The sequence below is a fragment of the Syntrophaceae bacterium genome (assembly GCA_013177795.1).
Taxonomy (GTDB): domain Bacteria; phylum Desulfobacterota; class Syntrophia; order Syntrophales; family UBA2192; genus UBA2192.
On the sequence record JABLXY010000003.1, the window covers coordinates 367884 to 388180 of the forward strand.

The window sequence follows — 20297 nt, forward strand, 5'->3', positions numbered from 1 at the left end:
CAGGGATCATTTTATTTTCGCGGGAACGCCGGTTTTCACAAAAGGTGCCGGGGGCCCTGAGACCCCCGGCACCGGTGCGTTTACAAATGATGTGGTCCGGCCGTCAGCGCTTGTCCCACGGCGGGATGGGGAACACGGGTTTCGTGTCCGCCTTCTCCACGGGGAATATCTTCTTGTACTTGCCGCCCTGGAGCTGCGTGATGAGGCTCAGGGCGTACTTGTTCTGGCCGCCCGGGACGAAGGCCACCTTGCCGCTCAGGGACAGCGGCGAGGGCCACGTGTTGGCATGGAGGGTCTCGGCCACCACGGTGGGATCGAGGCTCTTGGACTTCTCGATGGCCTGCGCGAGCACCAGCATGGCGATCGTCTCCTGGATGCTGTCGCTGTCATAGGGCACGCCGCCGGTCTTGGACTTGAAGATCTTCTCCACCTCGGCCACGGCGGGCATCATGCTCTGGAACTCGGGCGAGTAGGCCGTGGAACCCATGAAGTAGTTCGCATCGGGGCCGAGCTGCTTGGCGATGACCGGGTCCTGGTAGCCGCTGCAGTAGTTCAGGGAGACCTTCGGCACCCAGTTCATCTTCTTCATCGTCTTGACCATCAGGGCGTAGTCCGCGCCCAGGACGGCCCCGAAGAGGGCGTCGGGGTTCTTGCCCTTCAGCGTCTGGATTTCGCTGTCGAGGTTGGTGGCGCCGGGGTTGAAGGGCACGTCGGCCACGACCTGGAACTTGCCGGCGGCCGCCTTCATGGCCTGCTGGGCGGCGTTCTTGCCGAACACGGAGTTCTCGTAGATGATGCCGAGGGTCTTGATGTTGGCGTTCTTCTGGGTCTTGTTGAGCCACTCGAGGACTTCGACGAACTCCTGCGATTCGATCTCGTCGGTCGACGCCGTGCGGAAGAAGTACTTCATCTCCTTGCGCTGGGTCAGGGAGGCGGCGCTCGAGGCCCCGCACATGAAGATCTTCTTGGCGCGCTCGGCCACGAGGCTCGCCGGCCCGCTCACCGAGCTGTTGTAGGCGCCGATGAGGGCCCACACGCCCTCCTGGTTGATCAGGCGCTCGGCCTCGGCCTTGCCCACGTCGGGCTTGCCCTGGCTGTCGGCGTGCACGAGCACGATCTTGTAGCCGCCGAGCAGGCCGGCCTGGTTCGCCAGCGGGACCTTGATGTTGGGGTGCTTGTTGTTGATGATCTCGACGGCCGTCTCCACCGCGGCCTTGCAGCGCTGGCCGGCCAGCGCGACGGGGCCCGTCAGGGGGAAGATGGTGCCGATCTTGATGACCTTTTCCTGCGACTGGGCCAGGGACTGCCCCGGGGCCGCACCCAGCATCAGGGTGACGGCCACGGCGGCCACGATCCAGAATCTCATGCGGGGCTTGAACATCTCGGATCTCCTCCTTTTCAAGCGTTCCTTCACTGAACCGGGACCATAGTAAATGCACCCCTTTCTGTCAAGGAGGTTTTCTTCTCCGCCGGGCGGCATGCCGGGGATCACCCTCTTTATGCCGGTCCTGGTGGCGCTGAGAAGAAGCCATCGGGGGCAGAGCCTGCCGGTTTGCGACGCGAGGAGGCCTTGCGGGAAGGTTTTCACCTCGCCATCGCACCTTCCTCGGCCCTTGCACTTCCGCGTGGCCCGGCGTTTGCAAGAATGCCCTCAGCCCCGTCGGGGCATCCGCACGAAGGGAGGCTCCCATGAAAAAGATTCCGCTGTCTTGCACTGTCATCACAGTGCTGCTGATCGTCTCCGCGGCAACCGCGGCAGCCCAGCCGGCCCATGTTCCCCTTGTCAGGGATGAGGCGCTGGCCGAGGCCCAGCGCATCCTCGCAAGGGAGGGGCTCAACGCCCAGGTGACCCTGCAGCCCGTCGAGCATCCGAAGCTGGACGGCGTAGTCCTCGCGCAGAAGATCTCCGAAGGCACGCGCGTCGCGAGGGGCTCGACAGTGCCGCTGGTGGTGGGCAAGTACAGTGCCCCGACCCCCACGAGCCTGCCGAATGTCGTCGGCATGCATGTTGCTCAGGCCCGCGAGACACTCGAAAGGCAAGGCTGGAAAGTCGATGTCAGGCGCGAGGTGACGGACGACGCAGGGAGGAAAGACAGGGTTCTTTCCCAGTCGCCCCATGCCGGATCACAGGCCGTTCCCCGGCAGACAACGGTCCTGCTGAAGGTTGGCGATCAGGTGCCGCAGCCGCAGCGAGGCGGTCTCAAATTTTCTCAGCAGGGCGCACCGAGCGAAATCACCATGCCGGACACGGTCGGAAAGACTCTCGCCGATGCTCAAAATGCCCTGACCGGCAGCGGGATCACCCGGAACCGCATCGTCGTCCACGAGCAGCTCGTTCGTGATCCGAGGTTATCCGCGGGGCTCGTCCGTTCGCAGAAACCGGCTCCCGGGACGAGGGTTCCTTACCACCCGACAGCCTTTCCCGTTGAAATCTGGGTGGATATCTTCAAGCGGTAGCGGGAGGGCCGGGGGGACCCTGAGAAAAACCTTCGGTTCCGCGATGTTTGCGGATCGGGGCCCTCATTTTCGTCTTCCCCCGCCAGGCTGTGGTGTCAATGGCCGGATGTCCCCTGTGCCCGGCAATCGGGCAGGCGCGCATTCCCTGAAAGAACGGGCCGACGGCGGGGTCAGCCTCCGCTGGGCTGACCCCGCCCGTTTCCGAGCGTGCCTTGGATAGGCAAGCCGCTTTCCGGTTTATTTTGCAAGGGCCTTCAGGGCCTTCTTGTCGTTCTCCGTCTTGAAGATGATGGTCATCTTCCCCCCCTTGGGAGGGCTTCCGTACAGGTAATAGATGTCGATCCCGGAAGTGGCGATCTTCTGCGTCGCCTTGTGGAGCTCGCCCACCTTGTTCGGCAGTTCAAGGGCAATGGCTTCCTCGATCTCCACCTTTGCGCCCAGCTTGGCGAGCGCCTTCTTTGCCTTCGCGTTGTTGTCGGTCACGATCATGAACGACGCTTCCAGCTCCTCCCATCCGTACGCGGTGATGGCCTCGATGTTGACCTTGGCTTTTGCGAGTGCCTCCGTGATCTCCATGAGCAGTCCGACGTTGTTGGGCATTGTAAAACTGAGCTGCTTGACTCTACTTGCCTTGGCCATGGGATGTCTCTCCTTTCGTGGTTGTTTTTCATTGATCCGTCCCCGTGCAGAAAAGTCCTGCCTTCGTCAAAAAACAGGATTTCATGCTCGATCCGGGCCCCCGTGATGCGTGCGATGATGCGTTCGACCGGAACCGGTGACGCTGCTTCGTTTGTAATGGGAGGGGGGGACGAAAGTCAAGGAAACTTGGAATCCCGGGGCCGGTCTCGGGCCTGCCGCAGGCACGATCACACCCCCCCGGGGGCTACTGTGTCTCGTCGGGCACATGGCGGTGGTCGAGGATTTGAGCCTCTTCCCGGGGCAGGAGGGCCTTCAGACCCGAGCAGAAGCAGGCGCACCGCAACTCCCCCGACACCGAGGGGAAATCCGAGGGCCTGGCCAGGACGGTGATCCGGCTGCGGATGGAGTCCGGGAGGAGGCGGAAGAGCGGCTCGTTGTCCCGGTAGGCCTCGAAGGCCACGAAGATGAGCGAGTAGCGCCTGAGCCGCTCCGGATCGAGCACGTCCGGCGAATGGGTGATGTCGACATGGCGGATCTCGTGATCGCCGGCGATCCGGAATAGCGCGGGGATCAACTCCTTCTGCAACGGCCCGAGGGGGCCGAGGATCAGCATCGACGGCACGTGCTTTCCCCGCCGTTCGCTGCCGGACGGGGGATGGTAGATCTTCGCCACGCGGACCATGGTTCACCTCGCATGACACATATCGTCTGTCCGTCCCGTGCAATCCGCCGGAGAGGGCAGACACGCGACCGTGGGCTCGTGAGGGCGGGGATTGTGGTCAGGCTCGGAGAGGGCATTCCCTCGGCGGGCGAGACCGTGTCGGCCGTCCTGACGCTGCCGACCGGCAAGCGGGTCGTCCGCTTGAGGGTCTATCGCCGGCCACTCGTGCCGGTTGCCGGGCGCGAGGGCTATTTCGCGCGAAGGTACAGGACCTTCTGCGTCGATCCCGGCGCCCTTCGCTCTTCCGTCACGAAGAGGTCCGTCCTCGCCCTGACGAGATCCGAGAGCTTCTTGTAGCCGTAGAGCCTGGGGTCGAAATCGGGCTGCAGCTTGGTCAGGTAGCTCCCGAAGGTGCCCAGTTGGGCCCAGCCCGCGTCGTCCGTCGACTGCTCGAGCGCCGTCAGGACGAATTCCTTGGGAAAGTCATGGGTGGTCTCCGCCGTCTTTGCGGGGGCCTGGGGCGCCGCGGGCTTCTTCTCGCCTTTCGATCTCGAGCGCTGCCCGGCCAGCCGGGCTGACGTATTCTGACGAAGGACCTCCGTGAAGACGAATTTATGACAGGCGTTACGGAACGCCTCCGGCGTCTTCTTCTCGCCGAACCCGAGAACGATGAGACCCTCCTCGCGCAGCCGCATCGCCAGACCCGTGAAATCGCTGTCGCTCGTGATCAGGCAGAACCCGTCGAACTTGCGCGTGTAGAGCAGGTCCATCGCGTCGATGATCAGCGTGCTGTCCGTGACGTTCTTCCCGGTGGTGTAGGCGAACTGCTGAACCGGCTTGATGGCGTAGCGCTGCAGCACCTTCTTCCACGATGCGCTCGTCGGGGCGGTGAAATCCCCGTAAATGCGCCGCACGGTCGCTTCGCCGAATCGCGCGATTTCCGCGAGAAGGCCCTCGATGACGGCGGCCTGCGCATTGTCGGCGTCGATGAGCACCGCCAGGCGTACGGGATGCTCTTCGGATTCCGCTTTTTCGACCGATCTCGGGGGTACCATGGTAACTCCTCTTTTCCGGCGGCGTGAGGGGTATGGCCCTTGCGCAGCGTTATCCTGACCATACCCCAGTTTGAACGATTCGGCAAATCATTCGTGCGGAGCCGCCCCCTCGGGGACCGGTTCCGGGGCCTGTGCCACCCAACCCATCCCCCTGATGTCCATCAACGAACCGGGAGAAGTGCCATCGGGATCCGTCACTTGATGAAGATGACGATCTCGATGGCGATCAGGATCACGATCACCAGGGACAGGATTTCCGAGCGCTTGATCGCGATGCTCTGGCTGAGCATGTCGTAGGTGTTCGACACGATGTCGAGCTTCTTCTCGATGCTGCCCTCCCAGTCCTTGACGCGGAACAGCCTCAGGGCGGCGAGATAGATCTTGGCGTAGTACGCGTCCTCCGTGACCTTGAGGGCCGAGTCGATCTTTTCCGTGATGCCCATCAGCTCGGTGATCGTCTTCATCACCGCGGCGGCCAGCCTCTCGTATTTCTTGATTCTCCAGATCGACAGGGCGCCCCTTTCCGAGATGTCCCTCTGAATGGTGCTCAGCTCCCTGTCCACCACGTCATCGTAGTACCGGAGCTCCAGGAGCTGGGCGATGGCGAATTCCAAGATGTCGGCGATATCCATGCTTCCCGACGGCTCGACCACCAGCGCGTTGTCCCAGTTCAAAATGACCAGGTCGTCCTCGAAGTAGGAGTACCGGTACTGCAGGAGTTCCTCCCGCAGGTGGCCGCTGAGGGTCTTCCGCTCTCCGTACAGGAGGCGGGACACGTCGTAGTGCCGAAGAAAATCGTCTGCGCCCATGGCCGGTTCCAGGGCCTCGATGAAAAAGACGGTGTAGTCCTCCTCGAAGCGGCTCACGTTGAGTCCCACAAGCGCGCCGCCCAGGGCCGAAATCGTCTGGTTGAGATGCCTGCGCGACTCTTCCCGCAGGGTCTCCGACTCCGACACGGCAGCGGCCGTCTCCTCGAATTCGGACAGGGTGATGTCTTGCACGGGAATCTCGAGGATGATGCTGAGGACGCCGAAGTCGTACGCCTTGCCGTGGACGTTCACGGCAAGCCGTCGCCCCCCTGACTCCCACTCGGTGCCCTTGAGCTGAAACACGACGGGCGGGTTGGAGAATTCGAGGGCCTTGCTGCGGGGCTTGCGCTCGATCTTCAGCCGTCTTGCCTCCTCGCGGAGCCTCTCCTCCACGCCCGGCAGGTTGATCTCGAGCGCGACATCGTAGAGCCGGTACACGAGTATTTTCCCCGATCGAATCCGGACCATGGGAACCTCCTTTCTCCTTTTCCGAAGCCCCGGGCAACTTCGAGTCCGTGCCCGCGCGGGGCATCCCCTTTTCGGGTCCCGGCGGACGGCCGATCGGCAGGCGCCATCACGTCTGCCTGCCGGGCGACTCGTCTGCCCCCGCCGGCCACCTCGATCACGCGCCGTCGCCACGGTCACGGCGGGCACGCCCCCCGCGACGGAGCCCGGGAAGGTCTCGAACCTGACATGCGCCCGCTAGAAGTCCTTGCGCAGCGTCATCCAGATTTCGGTCGAGCTGTAATTGACCGCCAGGATGTTGCTCCTATCGCGGCTGTAGAGAATTTCCGGGTTGAGCGACCAGCCCGGTGCGAACTGCCAGGTCAGGCCGCCGCCGGCCTCGTACAGGTCGTCGTTGCGCGTGGTGATGCCCAGGATCTCGTCGGCGGGGCCGACGTTGAGGCGTTCGATGTTGTAGCGGTCGTTCTGCCACCGGCCGAACACGAACCCCCCGAGCTTCTCGGTGAGGGTGAAGTTCAGCGTTGCCGACAAGCCGAAGAAGTTGTTGTCGCCGTCGGGGCGGTCGTAAAGGGCGAGTTCGCGACCGCCGAAGGCATCCAGGGTCACGCCCGCCTTGCCCTCCGGCAGCGAATAGGTCCAGCTGCCGGTCAGCTCGGCGATGTCGCGGCTTCGGGCGCGCAGCGGGCCGTCCGGGTAGGCGCGGCGCCGGTACTCTGCGCCCAGCCTGAACTGGTTGTCGGGGTCGAGGCGGTAGCGGTGGTCGCCGTGGAGGCCGTAGTCGTTGCGGTAGCTGCCGTTGCCCCGGTAGCTCACCCGGCCCCTCAGGCCGCCGGCCAGGTTGCCCGCGCCGAGCGTGCGGCTGACGGCGCTGTTCCAGCGCAGGTCGGAGTCGTTCCGGCGGTCGGGGTCGTCGTAGTGCCGGAAGCGGTAGTCCAGGCTGCCGGTCAGCGCGTAACCGTCGGCGAGCGCACGGTGCAGCCCGCCGCCGACCCGTGCGCTGAAGAAGTTGTATTCGGTGTCGCTCCCGCCGAACGCATCCGTGCCGGCCGTGGCATTCACGCGGTAGTTGCCGAGGCCCGCTATCGCGTAGCCGTTGGCGAGCAGGCGCTTGCCCTCGGCATAGCCCTGCGCCGCCTCGGCGTAGATCTCGGCCTGCCGGTGCAGGTCGGGCGGCAGGTCGTCGAAGCGCAGCACGGTCTCGAACTCGATCTTGGCCCGCGCATAGTTGCCCAGGGCGAGATAGGCGCGGCCCAGCCCCAGGTGCGCGTCGACCGAGTCCGGGGCCGCCGCAAGGCTCCGCTCGAGAAGCGTCCGCGCCTTGTCCGCGCGGTTTGTCTTCAGCGCGGCCCGGCCGAGCAGCGCGTTGTACGCGGCGTCGCCCCTGCGGGCTTCTTCGTAGGGCGCGAGCAGATCGTATGCCTCCTGGTAGCGGCCCTCGCGAAGGAGCGTCTCGGCGCGGGCAAGGTCCGGTTCGGCGGCAAACGCCGGATGCGCAGCGATCAGGCACACGGCGACGGCCACCGCGCACAGGCCGCGCAGGCGGCGCGGACGCCGACACAAAGGGCATCTGCAACGAACCGCATGAAACAGCCTCATCTCTCCTGCTCCTGCTGATGCTGCGGCGCCCGCACGGACACCGCGCCCTGCGGCCCGGGCCGGCGCTTACCACGAGTTTCCCTGACCTCAATCAAAGTGCCCGGAGAGGAGCCCGATCCTCCCCACGGCGCAAGACAATACGAAAAGAGGGTCTCGCGCACAGCGCGGGACCCTCTTTTTGTCTCAAGGGTTATCCTCCTGTGCAGATCACTTCACGCGGAAGTCATCCCTTCTGTTCTTGGACCAGCAGGCCTCGTTGGACTCCGTGCAGATCGGCTTCTCCTCGCCGAAGCTCACCGTGCTCACGCGGTCCTTCGCAATGCCGAGGTCGATCAGGTACTTCGCCGCGGCGTCGGCCCTGCGCTGGCCCAGCGCCATGTTGTACTCGTTGGTCCCGCGCTCGTCGCAATTGCCCTCGATGACCACTTTCGCGTTGGGGTTTTCCCGCAGCCATTCGGCGTTGCGCTTCAGCGCATCGCGGAACTCGGGCTTGATCACGTACTTGTCGAAATCGAAGTAGATCGACTCGAGCTTCTCCGGCACAGCGGGAGGCGTGACCGCCGGCGGGACCACCACCGGCGCCGGCGGCGCAGGAGGAGGCTGAGGGGGAGGAGGTCCGAGGAAGACCCTCTCGACAAAGGCCGCCATGCCGGCCGCCGTCTCCACGTCCTTGCCGCTCACCATCACCCCGCAATCGCCGGCCTTCACGACTTTCTCGAGCAGCGCCCTACCTTCGCCCTTCGGCTCCTCGATCGTCATGCGGTCCGGGCCGATCAAAACCGCGTAAATGCACACGTTGTCCTTCAGCGCCGCCTTCATCGCCTGCGCCGAGGCCACCGCCTTCGGCATGTCAAGCCCGTCCGAGAAAATGATCACGGCGGACTTGCCCGCCAGCGGCTTCAAATCCAGCGTGGCCGCATCGAGCGCCAGGTCGAGCGGGCTCTCCACGCCGGCCGTGTTCACCGCAAAGATCGCCTTGCCCAGATCCGCCCTCACCCAGGGCGACATCCCGTACCAGAGCTTCGTGTCGAAGTTGCGCGTGAGCCAACGCCTGCCGGCAAAATCGCGCAGACCTGCCGTAAGCTTCATGTCCGGGATCGTGTCATTGAACAGCCGGGCCAGGTGCTGCTGGTACTCCAGCTTTGTCGTCTGCATTGGGCTGGTGTACTCGAAATGCTTCCACGTGTACGGCTCATCCATGGAGGCCGACGTGTCCAGGATCACCTGAAAGTTGTTCGTCTTCTGAACCAGCGCGCCGGATTTCAGCTTCGGGTTGAGATCCTGCGCCGGGACCGGTTTGATAACCGTCGCACAGCCGCTGAGCCCCACCAGCGCAACGAGCGCAACGATCACCAGGAGCCATTTGCTTCTCATCTCTTTACCTCCTTTTTTTCTCCTCATTCATGTCGGATCAGGAACCGCTCAGGGTCTCACGGCCGCAATCGCCGGGGCCCCGGTCAGCGTCAGGACGATGCCGTCGCCCCTCTTCAGCCTGATGGACCCCTTCATGCTCTTGTCAACCTTGACCTGCATCGCCTTTCCCGAGGGATGACGGCGATGCACAGCACCGGCAACTTCCTTACGGATACCCCCTTTCTCGTTTGTCCAGCATTGGATTGCGCGCTTGCACCCGACGTGTCTTGTGCCCGTCTTCCCGTTTACGAATCTCCCTCGAGCGGAACGACTCCTGTTTCGCCAGGGGTTATCCCTGCCGACGGAAGACCCTACTGGGGCAGGCAGGCGCCGAAGATGACATACGCCACCTGCTCGCCCGCCGCCGTCCAGGTGAATTTCCCCGTTTCCCCGGAAATCGTTGCCGACCATCCCGTGCCGTCCCTCTTGTCCGCGATGCCCGCATCGGCTCCCTGCAGGATCAGCATCCCGTCGAGGCGGTCCACCCGCTTGATCTCGCTGACGCGCTTGCCTTCCTTGTCCATGGCCGGCCAGACCTTCTTCTTGGCGACGTCCACCTTGAGAAACAGCGGCATGCCGATGCTTTCCGGATTGACCACGAGATTCATGGTCGGCGAGCTTTCGACGACGGTCATGACGGAGCAGAGGAGCGGCTTGGAACCGTCAAAGTCCCCTGCCGCTGCGGCCGGCGCCATGCCGGCCGACAGGATCAATGCGACGCACAGAATCGTTAGATTTCTCATAAAGGCCTCCACTGGTCTTCTGCAATTCCTGCTTGCCCTGCCGGACGGCAGGCCCGGTCAACGATGATGCTCAAGAACCTGCCGCCGGTAACCCCGGCGGACAACCTAGTGCACCGTATAGCCCCTGCCGGTCATACACGCGGTGAAGGCCCGGTCGAACGCGTTGCGCTGCTGCATGTGCTGCGAGGCCTGCTGGTTGGCCCACTGCTGCTGTGCCCGCTGGGCGTCCTGCTGCCGCGAATGGGAGCTCAACCCGCCGAACACGCCGCCCGCGATGGCCCCCGTGGCCGCCCCACGGCCCGCATCGCCGGAGAGTGACCCGATCGCCAGGCCGGTGGCCGCACCGACGGCACCGCCTCTGACGGCGCCGCCGACGGCGCTTCCCTGGGCACCAGGCGGTGGCGGCGCCGTGGCCGTAGGCATCGCGAGGGGATCGAAACCGGTCTGTTGCGTGGCCCAGGTCTGGCATTCAATCCTGTCCTGCTGCAACTGCTGTTGGCTCTGTCCCCTGGCGGGGTAGATGATAAAGTTTAGATGCTGCGCCGCGGCATGCTGCGCTGCCATGACGACGAGAACCAACGCCGTCAGGAAAATCAACTTCTTCTTTTGCATGGTCGCCCTCCTTTTGGGATCTCGTGCTGCCCAATCTTCCATATCCGTCATTTATCCACGCCTGGCGATCTGCCGCTGAAGCCACCCTGTTGCTTCACCGGGTTGCAGGGGCCGGGAATAACGTCACGAATAGATGTTTCATTATACAGAAAGCCGGGAATTTTACATTACCTATTTCTTGCCTGTCCCCACTGACATTCGTCCCCCGGTCGGATGCAGCAAGTAAACAATTTTCTCCCCCGGATATTTTCTCATGACCAACGTCTCCACGCAGTCGCAGGGGGCATGCCGGACCCAGTGAACTGAGCGAGGAACGGTGGGATCAGCTCGAAGCATTGTTGGCAAACGTGCATTATGCCGCGGGAGAGCCTCGACATGCCTGCAAGACCATGTACTGATGGAGAGATTGGGGGCTTCCCTGACAGTTGCGGATTCGCCTTACTCTGTTCTGCAGGGATTGAGGGCCGGGCCGGCAGGTCGAGGGCCGCAGAAGACCATCGGGCCACAAATGCGAAAAGGGATTATTCAGGTTCGGATAATCCCTTGATGTGGCTCACTTGTCCTCCAAGATTCGGTCCAGGGATCTTAAGCGGGCTTGTTTTCTTTCTTGAGCAGATTTTCAAGCGAAAAGATAAGCGGTGGTAGGTCGCTCGTGATCGTGTCCCAAACACGATCGAGGTCGACGTCATAGTAAGCATGGATGAGCCGATTCCGCATGGCAACGATGACTGCCCAGGGGATTTCGGGAGATCGTTCTCTTGATTCTTTGGATACTCACGATGCTGCTTCCCCGATGATTTCTATAGACTTGACCAGGGACAGAACGAGCATCCTGTCGGTGTCCAAATCGTGGCGGGTTTTGCTCGCGGAAAAAGCAATTGCATCTCTTGCGGCATCCAGCATGTGGCGTACGCGAACAAGATCAGCCTTCAGCATATGCGACCTTTGCACTATCAAGAACGTCCTGTCGGAAATATCGGCTTAACTCCATCGGCGTCCGCAGATCCACCTTGCGCCCCAGGATGCTGGATAGTTCCATTTCCATTTCAGCAAGACGGAAGAAACCTACGGTCTGCCCCGGCTCGAATTCCACCAGCACGTCGACGTCGCTCGTAGGCTTGAAATCATCCCTGAGAACGGAGCCGAAGAAGGAAAGTTTGCGAATGTGATTTCTCTTGCAGAATGAGTTGATCTCGTCTGCCGGGATGGATATGCGAATCTTTGTTTGCATTTACTTTCTTATTGTATAAGTGTTTATATCTGAAGGAAAAATACATAAAAAAAGGGGCTGCGGGCAATGAAAATCTCGCAACCCCTTCTCGTTTTCTGGCGCGCCCTCTAGGGCTCGAACCTAGGACCTTTGGATTCGTAGTCCAACGCTCTATCCAACTGAGCTAAGGGCGCGCTTGGTTCGGTTGTAAAAATGGCGGAGAGAGGGGGATTCGAACCCCCGGTACACCTTTAAAGGGCGTACATTCGCTTAGCAGGCGAACCCATTCGGCCTCTCTGGCATCTCTCCGCGCGTCGATCGGCCTCTATTTTCACCCTCACCCGGCCTCTCCCGTCAAGGAGAGGTGTTTGGGAGGTGCCCTCCCGTCGAGGGAGAGGAGTCTCGGCGGTGGCCTCTTCTCTGGAAGGGAGGCGCCAGCCCAAACAGATGGGTGTATGTTCTATTCTGGCGGAGGGAGCAGGATTCGAACCCGCGAACCTTTCGGTTAACGGTTTTCAAGACCGCCGCCTTAGACCACTCGGCCATCCCTCCGGCTTTGCCCGTTCCATGCAACCGGCCGGGTCTGGCCGGCAGGATACCCGTTTTGGAAAACGGCATATTACCCGCCGGCGGGTATTCTGTCAATGCCTTTCATGTAGGGCCGCAGGGGTTCGGGAATGACGACGCTGCCGTCCCTCTGCTGGTAGTTCTCGAGAATGGCCACGACCGTCCGGCCCACGGCAAGGCCCGAGCCGTTGAGGGTGTGGACGAACTCCACCTTGCCGGTGCCCTCCCGCCGGAAGCGGATCGAGGCCCGGCGGGCCTGGAAGTCCTCGAAGTTGCTGCACGAGGAGATCTCGCGGTAGACGTTCTGGCCGGGCAGCCACACCTCGAGGTCGTAGGTCTTGGCCGAGGAGAAGCCCAGGTCGGCCGTGCAGAGGCTCACCGTGCGGAAGTGCAGGCCCAGGGTCTTGAGGATGTCCTCGGCGTCGAGGGTGAGCTTCTCGAGTTCGTCGTAGGAGGTCTCGGGGGTCGTGAACTTCACGAGCTCCACCTTGTTGAACTGGTGCTGGCGGATCAGGCCGCGGGTGTCCTTGCCGTAGGAGCCCGCCTCGCTGCGGAAGCAGGGCGAGTAGGCCACGTAGTAAATGGGCAGGTCCTTCTCGCTGAGGATCTCGTCGCGGTGGATGTTCGTCACGGGCACCTCGGCCGTGGGGATGAGGTAGTAGTCCATGCCCTGGATCTTGAAGAGGTCCTGTTCGAACTTCGGCAGCTGCCCCGTTCCGGTCATGCTCTCCTTGTTGACCATGAAGGGCGTGAGGACCTCCGTGTAGGTGTGCTGGGAGGTGTGCAGGTCGAGCATGTAGTTGAAGAGGGCCCGCTCGAGCCTGGCGCCCCAGCCCCTGTAGACGGTGAAGCGCGCCCCCGTGATCTTCGCGCCGCAGGCGAAGTCGAGGATTTTCAGGTTCTCGCCGATGTCCCAGTGGGGCTTGGGCTCGAAGTCGAAGACGGGCTTTTCGCCCCAGTGGCGCACGACCGGGTTGTCCTCGGAGCTGGTGCCGTACTCGACGGAGTCGTGCTGGATGTTGGGGACGATCATGACGAAGTTCTGGATGTCGGCCTCCACCTGGGCGAGCTCCGCGTCGAGGCTTTTGATCCGCTCGGAGATGCTTGCCATCCTTGCGACGAGCTCCGAGGCGTCCTTCTTTTCCTTCTTCAGGGCCCCGATTTCCTTGGAGGCCTTGTTGCGCTCGCCCCGAAGGGCCTCGACCTCCTGGAGGATGTCACGGCGGCGCTTCTCGGCGTTGATGAAGGGCGCAAAGTCGATCTCCTGGCCGCGCTCGAGCATCTTGCGGCGGACGAGTTCGGTGTTCTCGCGAAGGAATTTGATGTCCAGCATGTCCTGTAATCCCCCTTGCTCTCGTTGGAGAGGCCGGTGAAAAGTTCGAGAAACCCACCCCCAGTCCGATCCTCGACCCCGAAAGGGCAGGGGGATTTTCACCCTCCTCCCGGCCCTCTCCCGTCGGAGGCTGTGTCGCAACAGTCAAGAAGGGACGAGTTGTTTACCCGTTCTTTGACAACAAAATATCCGTAACGTCTATCCGCGCACGGTCTGTCGGGCAGGTTTTGATGGTTCAGGGCCCTTTGAAGAGCGCCGTTGAGCCTCATGCCGGTGCAAGCAGGGCCTTCCGAGGGCCCGGAGCCTCTCGATGAGCCCGTTGACCCCGAGCAGCGAGATCAGGCGAGCCACATTGAAGCAACTGGCCAGCATCGAGACCTCGGCTCGCGCCCCCTCGAGCCCCCGTAGCAGGAAGGCATCGACCTTGAGGTTGCGCTTGATGTGCCCGAAGGGATGCTCGGCCCGGGTTTTGCGCCTCTCGTAGACGGCCTGCGAGGCGGCCTCCTCGTACTGGGCCTCCAGCCTGAGCTTAACCTCTTCGTTGGGCAGCCGGATGATCTTGCGCCCCCTGCGCGCCTGGGTGCAGCTCCCGTAGTGCCGGCACGCGTGGCAGATGGCCGCGTCGGTGATCACGTAGTGCCGCTTGCCCGTGCGTTTTTCCGTCGATTCATACCGGAGCCTGTGACCTTCAGGGCAGCTGTAGTCATCTTGCTCTGGGTCATACGCAAAATGGCTTTTGCTGAACGGCTTTTCCGGCTCTTTCCTCGCCTGCCGCTGTGAAGGCACGATCACTCGGATCCCCTGGCGGTCGATCTTCTCGAGCTCCGCCGTGTCGGCATAGCCGGCATCGGCGCAGGCCGTCTCGCAGGGACTCTCCAGCAGCGCGTTGGCGGCCTCGATCTGCCGGGCGAACTGGTTGACATCACTGGTCTCTTCGACGGCATCGGCCTGCAGCAGAAGCCCCTGCTTGTCATCCACCACCAACTGGACGTTGTAGGCCGCGTGGCTGCCCTGGACGCTCTTCATCAGGGCGCAGTCCGGGTCGGTGAGGTTGACGTGCCGGTGGCTGCCTCCCTCGAAGCCCCGCAGGGCCTCCTGGACCCGGTCCTTGAGCGTGTTCGTCTGGGCAAGGTCCTTTCGCATCGCCACGTACGAGTCCATGTGCCGCTCCCGGCGGTCGATGGCCTCGCAGTCCTGCAACAGCTGCTCGATGCGCCGATCCAGATCGGCCAGCTTCTTCTCGTACCAGGCCCGGTCATGGCTGCGGTAGCGTGAGGCATTGGCCCGGATCTTTGTGCCGTCGACAAACAGCACGTTGCCCGCGATTAGGTCGAGCTTGATGCAGAGCCGGGCGCAGTGCCGGAGCACCTGCTTGAGGGCCGCCTTGTGGTTGCGCCTAAACTCCGCGATGGTCTTGTGGTCGGGCCTCAGCCCGGCCATCAGCCACACAAAGGCCAGGTTGTGGTGGCACTCCCGTTCGAGCTTGCGGGAACTGCGTACCCCGTAGGAGTAGCCGTAGACCAGCAGCTTGAGCATCGCGCGCGGATCGTAGGCGGCGTTGCCGACCTGGTTGGGGTCCACCTCGATGCCCAGTTGCGGCAGATCCAAGGCCTCCACGAAGGCATCGTAGGCCCGTACCGGGTCCTCGGGGGACACGTAGTCCTCGATGCTGGCGGGCAGCAGCCCCAGTTGCAGACGGTCGCCGGTTCGATAGGCATGAGCGCATCTCCTTTCGCGGAGCACTCTAGCACACCGGGCCGGGGTTGGCGATCCTTCGAGGTGCGTTACGGATATTTTTTTGTCAAAGAACTCAGCCCCTACTCCCTATTGCGACACAGCCTCTCGGGGGAGAGGGGGACGATCAGGCAGAGCATCCCCGTCAGGAAAGCAGGCTGCAAGGCGGAAAAGACGCTTCAGAAGTCAATTTCCCTTATCACTTCGCCACGTTAAGGTCAAACATTTTATCCCGGAATGCAGGCGGCGCAGGGGCTAGCGGCGGCCGAGCCTGCGGCGGACCATGCCGGCGAGCGTCGTCATCTCCGGGCAGCGAAGGGCGACGGCGCAGGCTGAAAAAACGGCGATCCCGATGGCGATCCCCGCCGCGAGAACCGTGAGGCGCTGCCGGAAGGGCGCCGTCACGTCCCAGCCCAGGGCGTGCGTGGTCAGGGCCACGGCGACCCACATGACGGCGGCCGCGGCAGCGACGCGGGCTACGGAACCCCAGAACGCGGCGTCGAGAAACGCCCCGATCCGCTTCTTCAGCAGCCAGCCCAGCGTGAGGACGTTGACGGCCGAGGCGATGGAGGTGGCGAAGGCAAGGCCGTTGTGCTGCATGGGGAACATGAGGGCCACGCTGCACACGGTGTTGACGACGAGGGCCACGACGGCGATCTGGACGGGGGTCTTCGTGTCCTGCAGGGCATAGAAGGCGGCCACGACGACGCGGATGGTGGAGAAGGCCCAGAGGCCCACCGTGTACCAGAAGAGGGCCTGCGCCGTGAGCACCGCCGAGCGCGGGTCGAACTCGCCGCGCTGGAACAGCACCGAGATGATGGGCTCCTGCAGGGCGATGATCCCGACCATGGCGGGGACGGTGATGAAGAGCATGAGGCGCAGTGAGAAGGAGATCGTCCGCTTCATCTCGCCGTACTGCCCGCGGGCCACCTGGTCGGAGAAGCTCGGCAGGGCCGCCGTGCCGATTGCGATGCCGAAGATCCCCAGGGGCAGCTCCACGATGCGGTCGGCGTAGTAGAGAAAGGAGACGCTGCCCTCGGGCAGGAACGAGGCCAGCAGCGTGCTGATGAAGATGTTGATCTGGTAAACGGCGGCGCCGAAGGCCGCGGGCAGCATGAGCACCCCGATGCGGCGCACGCCCTCGTGCCCGAACCGGAAATCGGGCCTGAGAGTAACCCCCAGCCGGAAGAGCACGGGCAGCTGCACGGCGAGCTGCAAAAACCCACCGATCATGACCCCGACGGCCAGCGCCACGATGGGCTCGGCGAAAAAATCCCGCAGGGTGAGTGCCGCCGCGATCATGCAGAGGTTCAGGATGACGGGCGACAGGGCGGGCGTGGCGAAGTGCCGCAGTGAGTTGAGGATCCCCATGCACAGGGCCACCAGGGCGATGAAGAAGATGTAGGGGAACATGATGCGCGTCAGGAGCACCGTGAGGGCGTACTTGTCCGGTGCGGCCCGGAAGCCCGGGGCCATCAGGGTGACGATGGCGGGCGAGAGCAGCACGCCCGCGACCGAGACGACGACCAAGATGGCCGACAGGAGCGTGAAGGCCACCTGGGCCAGCTCGTAGGCCTCCTCGCGGGATTTCGTCTTGAGGTACTCGGTGAAGACCGGCACGAAGGCGATGGTGAGCGAGCCCTCGGCGAAGAGGCGCCGCAGCAGGTTCGGGATGCGGAAGGCGACGAAGAAGGCGTCGGTGGCAAGCCCCGCGCCGAAGTAGCGGGCAACGACGACGTCGCGGATGAACCCGAACACGCGGGAGAGCATCGTGGCCGATCCCACCACGCCCGCGGCTTTCGCAACGCGGCGGTTCTCGGTTTCATGGGTGGGCTGGATGGGTTCCATGGTGTCGCGGCCCATTATAGAAGGACCCTCACCCGCGTCAAGCACAGATGAGGGCCCGGTGCAACTTCTTCGATTCGCGGATCAGCCCCCCAGGAGGTCCTCCAGGCGTGCCTCCAGCTCCCGGCGGGAGATCCCCTCGACGGCGACGGTCTTCTTGCGGGACTTCTCGCCCGAGGCGATGGCGAGGGACGAGCGGCGCACGCCGAGCAGGCCGGCCAGGAAATCGATACAGGCCCGGTTGGCCTTCCCCTCGACGGCGGGGGCCGCGAGGCGTACCTTCAGGGCATCGTCCTGCACGCCCGCCACCTCGTTCCTCGAGGCCCCGGGGACCACGCGGACGGCAAACTGCACGCCGGCGGCTGTTTCCTTGATCGCGATCATAAGCTTCGGTCTGTGTCGGAGGGATATCCTGCGGGCTGGTCAAAAATACCCGGTTGCAAGGCGTCCGAAAGTCCGAGGAGCGAGTGTGCGTTGTCGTTACATGAACGACGAGGAGCGAGGACAACGCCGCAGATGGGTGGTTTTCACCAGCCCTATGTTTACTGCATGCCGTCCCAGTCGGCGCTCCCCTTCTTCATCGCCTCGAGCAGTTTTTGGTTGAAGTCCATGAAGGACTCGAAGTACTTCTCGAGCTGGTTCTTGATGTTGGAGAGCTTCTTGATCTCGCCGCGGAGGTTGTCCGCCTCGGAGCGGCCCGTGTTGACGGGGATGGGGATGTCGAGGCCCTTCTTCCAGGTCTCGAGCAGTTCGAGGTTGAAGGTGAGGAACGAGAAGAAGTCCTTCTCGTGCCAGGCCTTGAGGTTCTTGAGCTTCTCGATCTCCTCGGTGAGGATCTCGACCTCGTTGCGGAGGGCCTGGAGGTTCTGCCCCGCCGCCTGACCCTCGGCGGCCTTCTTCGCCTTGTCCTGGTCGGTCTCGGCCTGTGCCTTTTTCAGGTACTCGTCGGCCTGGGCCTTCGCCTCGGCGATGATCCGCTCCTGCTCCTTCCTGCCCTCCTCGGCGAGCCTGGCCTTCAGCGCCGCCGCCTGGCTCTCGGCCTCCTTGAGAATCTTTTCGGCCCTGGCCTTCGCGTCTGCGAGCAGCGCCTCGAGGGCCTTCCTGTTTTCCTCCTCGAGCTTTCCCTTCTGGGCCGTCGCCTGTGCGGCGGCCTCGTTGAGGATCTTCTCGGCCTGGGCCTGCGCCTGGGCGATGAGATCGCGGCCCTTCTTCTCGGCGTCCTTCAGGGCCTCTTCCTTCCACTTGCGGCTTTGGTTCTCCGCCTCGGCCCTTGCTGCAGCGAGGAGCTGCTCGGTCTGGGCCTGCGCCTGGGCGATGAGATCCCGGCCCTTCTTCTCGGCGTCCTTCAGGGCCTCTTCCTTCCACTTGCGGCTCTGGTTCTCCGCCTCGGCCCTTGCTGCGGCAAGGAGCTGCTCGGTCTGCGCCTGCGCCTGGGCAAGCATGTCCTTCGTTTTCCTCTCCGCTTCCTTCGCCAGGTCCTCCTGCAGCTTCGCCCGGTGGGCCTCCGCCTCGATCATGGCGCGGTTGATGATGTCGTCGGCCTTTTTCTTCGCCTCCTCGAGAAGCTCGGCCGCTTTCTTTTCCGCTTCCTTGGCCTTGCCCTGCGCCGCCAGGAGCCCACCGGCGTCCTTCAGGAGCGCATCGGCGTCGGCCCCGGCCTTTTCCAGGATGGCCTTGTACTCCTTGTGCGCGGCGTCGACGGCCTCCGCCTTCATCCTCGCCCGGATCGCCTCGGCCTCCTTGCGGGCCTCGACGACGGCTCTCTCGGCGTCGGCCTTGGCCTGGTCGAAGAGCTCCTTGCGCTTCTCCTCGAAGGTCTTCTCGACGATCTCCTGCTGCCGGGCCATGAGCTCGGCCGCCTGGGCCTCGGCGTCCTTGACGATCTTCTCGGCCCGCTTCTGGGCGTCGGCGATGAGCTCCTTGGCCAGCGGGTCGTCCTCCCGCGGCTGCTCCTTCTGCCGGCTTTTCAGATTTTCGGCCTCCTCCCGGGCCTTCTTGAGGATCGACTCCGCCTCGGCCTGGGCCTGGCTGACCATCTCCTGGCGTTTCGCCTTGAGTTCCTTGACCAGGACCTCTTCCTGCCGTCTCTTGAGTTCCGAGGCCGCCGTTTCGGCGTCCTTGAGGATCTTTTCGGCCTGGGCCCGGGCGCCGGAGAGAAGCTCCGCAGCCTTCGGTTCGATGTCCTTCGCCTTCGACTCGGCGTCCTTGACGATCTTCTCGGCCTGGGCCTGCGCCTCGGCGAGCAGGGCTCTTGCCTTCTGCTCGATCTCCCCGGCCAGCTCCGCCCTCTGCGTCTCCTTGAGGACGGCGGCCTCTTCGCGGGCCTTCTTGAGGATCTGCTCGGCGTCGGCCTTTGCCCGATCGATCTCCTTCCGGGCGGTCTCCATCTGCCGGGCGGCAAGGGCCTCCGCCTCCCGGCCCGCCGCGCCGACGATCTCCTTCGCCCGGGCCCTGGCCTCGTCGATGATCTCGCTTGCCTGCTGCTGGGCCCCTTCCAGGCTCATCGCCGACCCGAGCGCGGCAGCCTCGCTGCGGGCCTCCTCCAGCATTTTCGCCGCCCGGGCCCTCGCCTCGGCCATGAGCCTCTCCGCCTCGGCGCGGTACTCCTCGCGGATCCGGGCCGCGAGCTCGTCGCGTCTCGCCGTGGCTTCCCTGACGAGTTCCTCGGCCTTCGCCTTTGCCTGGGCGACGGTGTTGTTGTAGTTTTCCTCGGCCTGGAGCTGCAGCAGCTGGGTCTTGAGCTGGTGGGCGCGGGCCTCCTCGAGCATCTGCCCGTACTGCTTCTCGAACTCCCTGGCGGTATCCTCCTTGATCTTGGCCCGTAGCGCGTCGGACTCGGCCTTCGCCGCGTTGACCATCTCCTCGGCCTTGGCCTTCGCGTCGGCGAGGATCTGCTCGACGTCTTTCTTGACCTCGGGCGGGAGGTCCTCGCCCTTTTCCTTGCCGCCGAAGATCTTCTTGACCTTCAGGACGGTGAGCTTCTTCTCCAGGTCGGCGATGAGCTCCGTGAGGCGCGCGTTCTGCTCGATCTGCCGCTCCAGCTCGGCGGCGATGGCCTTCATGTAGGAGCCGACCTCCTCGGGGTCGTATCCCGTGAAGCCCTTCTTGAACTGCCGCTGCCGGATGTCTTTCGGGGAAATCTTCACAAACGCCATCCA

The 20297-nt window shown here is 63.5% G+C and carries 15 protein-coding genes, 3 tRNA genes and 2 pseudogenes; 1 reads left to right on the plus strand and 19 read right to left on the minus strand.

The annotated features are described in order from the left end of the window. Positions 1-103: 103 nt before the first annotated feature. Complete coding sequence (locus HPY67_11585; protein NPV05363.1) at positions 104-1366, minus strand: ABC transporter substrate-binding protein; 1263 nt, start codon at positions 1364-1366, stop codon at positions 104-106. 323 nt (positions 1367-1689) lie between these two features. On the opposite strand from HPY67_11585, the gene HPY67_11590 reads away from it, so the two are divergent. Further along, the gene (locus HPY67_11590; protein ID NPV05364.1) at positions 1690-2457 is read left to right on the plus strand and encodes a PASTA domain-containing protein; all 768 of its coding nucleotides are present in this window, start codon (positions 1690-1692) and stop codon (positions 2455-2457) included. 237 nt (positions 2458-2694) lie between these two features. Here HPY67_11590 and HPY67_11595 read toward each other — a convergent pair whose 3' ends face one another. The 18 genes and pseudogenes from HPY67_11595 to HPY67_11680 form a co-directional block, all read right to left on the minus strand. After that, on the minus strand, positions 2695-3096 hold the full coding sequence (locus HPY67_11595) for a hypothetical protein (GenBank protein NPV05365.1): 402 nt from the start codon (positions 3094-3096) through the stop codon (positions 2695-2697). A 244-nt stretch (positions 3097-3340) separates the two neighbouring features. Next, positions 3341-3778, minus strand: coding sequence for a hypothetical protein (locus HPY67_11600; protein ID NPV05366.1), 438 nt, complete (start codon positions 3776-3778; stop codon positions 3341-3343). 227 nt (positions 3779-4005) lie between these two features. Beyond that, a complete protein-coding gene (locus HPY67_11605) occupies positions 4006-4812 on the minus strand; it encodes an NYN domain-containing protein (protein ID NPV05367.1) in 807 nt (268 codons plus the stop codon). A 194-nt stretch (positions 4813-5006) separates the two neighbouring features. Then, positions 5007-6089, minus strand: a complete 1083-nt coding sequence (locus tag HPY67_11610) for a hypothetical protein (protein NPV05368.1) — start codon at positions 6087-6089, stop codon at positions 5007-5009. Positions 6090-6323: 234 nt separating this feature from the next. Continuing rightward, positions 6324-7682, minus strand: a complete 1359-nt coding sequence (locus HPY67_11615; protein NPV05369.1) for a tetratricopeptide repeat protein — start codon at positions 7680-7682, stop codon at positions 6324-6326. Positions 7683-7889: 207 nt separating this feature from the next. Beyond that, entirely contained in the window at positions 7890-9056 is a 1167-nt protein-coding gene (gene pal / locus HPY67_11620) for a peptidoglycan-associated lipoprotein Pal (protein NPV05370.1), read from the minus strand. Positions 9057-9406: 350 nt separating this feature from the next. Then, positions 9407-9838, minus strand: a complete 432-nt coding sequence (locus HPY67_11625) for a hypothetical protein (GenBank protein ID NPV05371.1) — start codon at positions 9836-9838, stop codon at positions 9407-9409. A gap of 105 nt (positions 9839-9943) precedes the next feature. After that, complete coding sequence (locus HPY67_11630; protein ID NPV05372.1) at positions 9944-10492, minus strand: glycine zipper family protein; 549 nt, start codon at positions 10490-10492, stop codon at positions 9944-9946. A gap of 543 nt (positions 10493-11035) precedes the next feature. Further along, positions 11036-11386, minus strand: a pseudogene (locus HPY67_11635) (DUF86 domain-containing protein). Beyond that, the gene (locus HPY67_11640; GenBank protein NPV05373.1) at positions 11373-11681 is read right to left on the minus strand and encodes a nucleotidyltransferase family protein; all 309 of its coding nucleotides are present in this window, start codon (positions 11679-11681) and stop codon (positions 11373-11375) included. Before HPY67_11640 ends, HPY67_11635 begins: the two are co-directional and overlap by 14 nt. A 96-nt stretch (positions 11682-11777) precedes the next feature. Next, positions 11778-11854: transfer RNA gene (locus HPY67_11645), tRNA-Arg, on the minus strand. Positions 11855-11874: 20 nt separating this feature from the next. Next, positions 11875-11969 (minus strand) — tRNA-Ser (locus tag HPY67_11650). 157 nt (positions 11970-12126) lie between these two features. After that, positions 12127-12212 (minus strand) — tRNA-Ser (locus HPY67_11655). A gap of 67 nt (positions 12213-12279) precedes the next feature. Beyond that, on the minus strand, positions 12280-13560 hold the full coding sequence (gene serS, locus HPY67_11660; GenBank protein NPV05374.1) for a serine--tRNA ligase: 1281 nt from the start codon (positions 13558-13560) through the stop codon (positions 12280-12282). 300 nt (positions 13561-13860) lie between these two features. Next, positions 13861-15303: pseudogene (locus HPY67_11665) on the minus strand (IS1182 family transposase). A 246-nt stretch (positions 15304-15549) separates the two neighbouring features. Beyond that, positions 15550-17142: a murein biosynthesis integral membrane protein MurJ gene (gene murJ / locus HPY67_11670; GenBank protein ID NPV05375.1), complete on the minus strand. Its 1593-nt coding sequence runs from the start codon at positions 17140-17142 to the stop codon at positions 15550-15552. A gap of 81 nt (positions 17143-17223) precedes the next feature. Further along, the gene (locus HPY67_11675; GenBank protein NPV05376.1) at positions 17224-17523 is read right to left on the minus strand and encodes a YggU family protein; all 300 of its coding nucleotides are present in this window, start codon (positions 17521-17523) and stop codon (positions 17224-17226) included. A gap of 158 nt (positions 17524-17681) precedes the next feature. Beyond that, complete coding sequence (locus HPY67_11680) at positions 17682-20285, minus strand: DivIVA domain-containing protein (protein ID NPV05377.1); 2604 nt, start codon at positions 20283-20285, stop codon at positions 17682-17684. Positions 20286-20297: the final 12 nt, after the last annotated feature.

Bases quoted from the DNA above. Each gene is read 5' to 3' on its own strand.
- HPY67_11595 (NPV05365.1), bottom strand. From the start codon at position 3,096: ATGGCCAAGGCAAGTAGAGTCAAGCAGCTCAGTTTTACAATGCCCAAC.
- HPY67_11585 (NPV05363.1), bottom strand. From the start codon at position 1,366: ATGAGATTCTGGATCGTGGCCGCCGTGGCCGTCACCCTGATGCTGGGT.
- HPY67_11615 (NPV05369.1), bottom strand. From the start codon at position 7,682: ATGAGGCTGTTTCATGCGGTTCGTTGCAGATGCCCTTTGTGTCGGCGT.
- HPY67_11590 (NPV05364.1), top strand. From the start codon at position 1,690: ATGAAAAAGATTCCGCTGTCTTGCACTGTCATCACAGTGCTGCTGATC.
- HPY67_11675 (NPV05376.1), bottom strand. From the start codon at position 17,523: ATGATCGCGATCAAGGAAACAGCCGCCGGCGTGCAGTTTGCCGTCCGC.
- serS (NPV05374.1), bottom strand. From the start codon at position 13,560: ATGCTGGACATCAAATTCCTTCGCGAGAACACCGAACTCGTCCGCCGC.
- HPY67_11605 (NPV05367.1), bottom strand. From the start codon at position 4,812: ATGGTACCCCCGAGATCGGTCGAAAAAGCGGAATCCGAAGAGCATCCC.
- HPY67_11600 (NPV05366.1), bottom strand. From the start codon at position 3,778: ATGGTCCGCGTGGCGAAGATCTACCATCCCCCGTCCGGCAGCGAACGG.
- HPY67_11640 (NPV05373.1), bottom strand. From the start codon at position 11,681: ATGCAAACAAAGATTCGCATATCCATCCCGGCAGACGAGATCAACTCA.
- HPY67_11610 (NPV05368.1), bottom strand. From the start codon at position 6,089: ATGGTCCGGATTCGATCGGGGAAAATACTCGTGTACCGGCTCTACGAT.
- HPY67_11630 (NPV05372.1), bottom strand. From the start codon at position 10,492: ATGGAAGATTGGGCAGCACGAGATCCCAAAAGGAGGGCGACCATGCAA.
- HPY67_11625 (NPV05371.1), bottom strand. From the start codon at position 9,838: ATGAGAAATCTAACGATTCTGTGCGTCGCATTGATCCTGTCGGCCGGC.
- pal (NPV05370.1), bottom strand. From the start codon at position 9,056: ATGAGAAGCAAATGGCTCCTGGTGATCGTTGCGCTCGTTGCGCTGGTG.
- murJ (NPV05375.1), bottom strand. From the start codon at position 17,142: ATGGAACCCATCCAGCCCACCCATGAAACCGAGAACCGCCGCGTTGCG.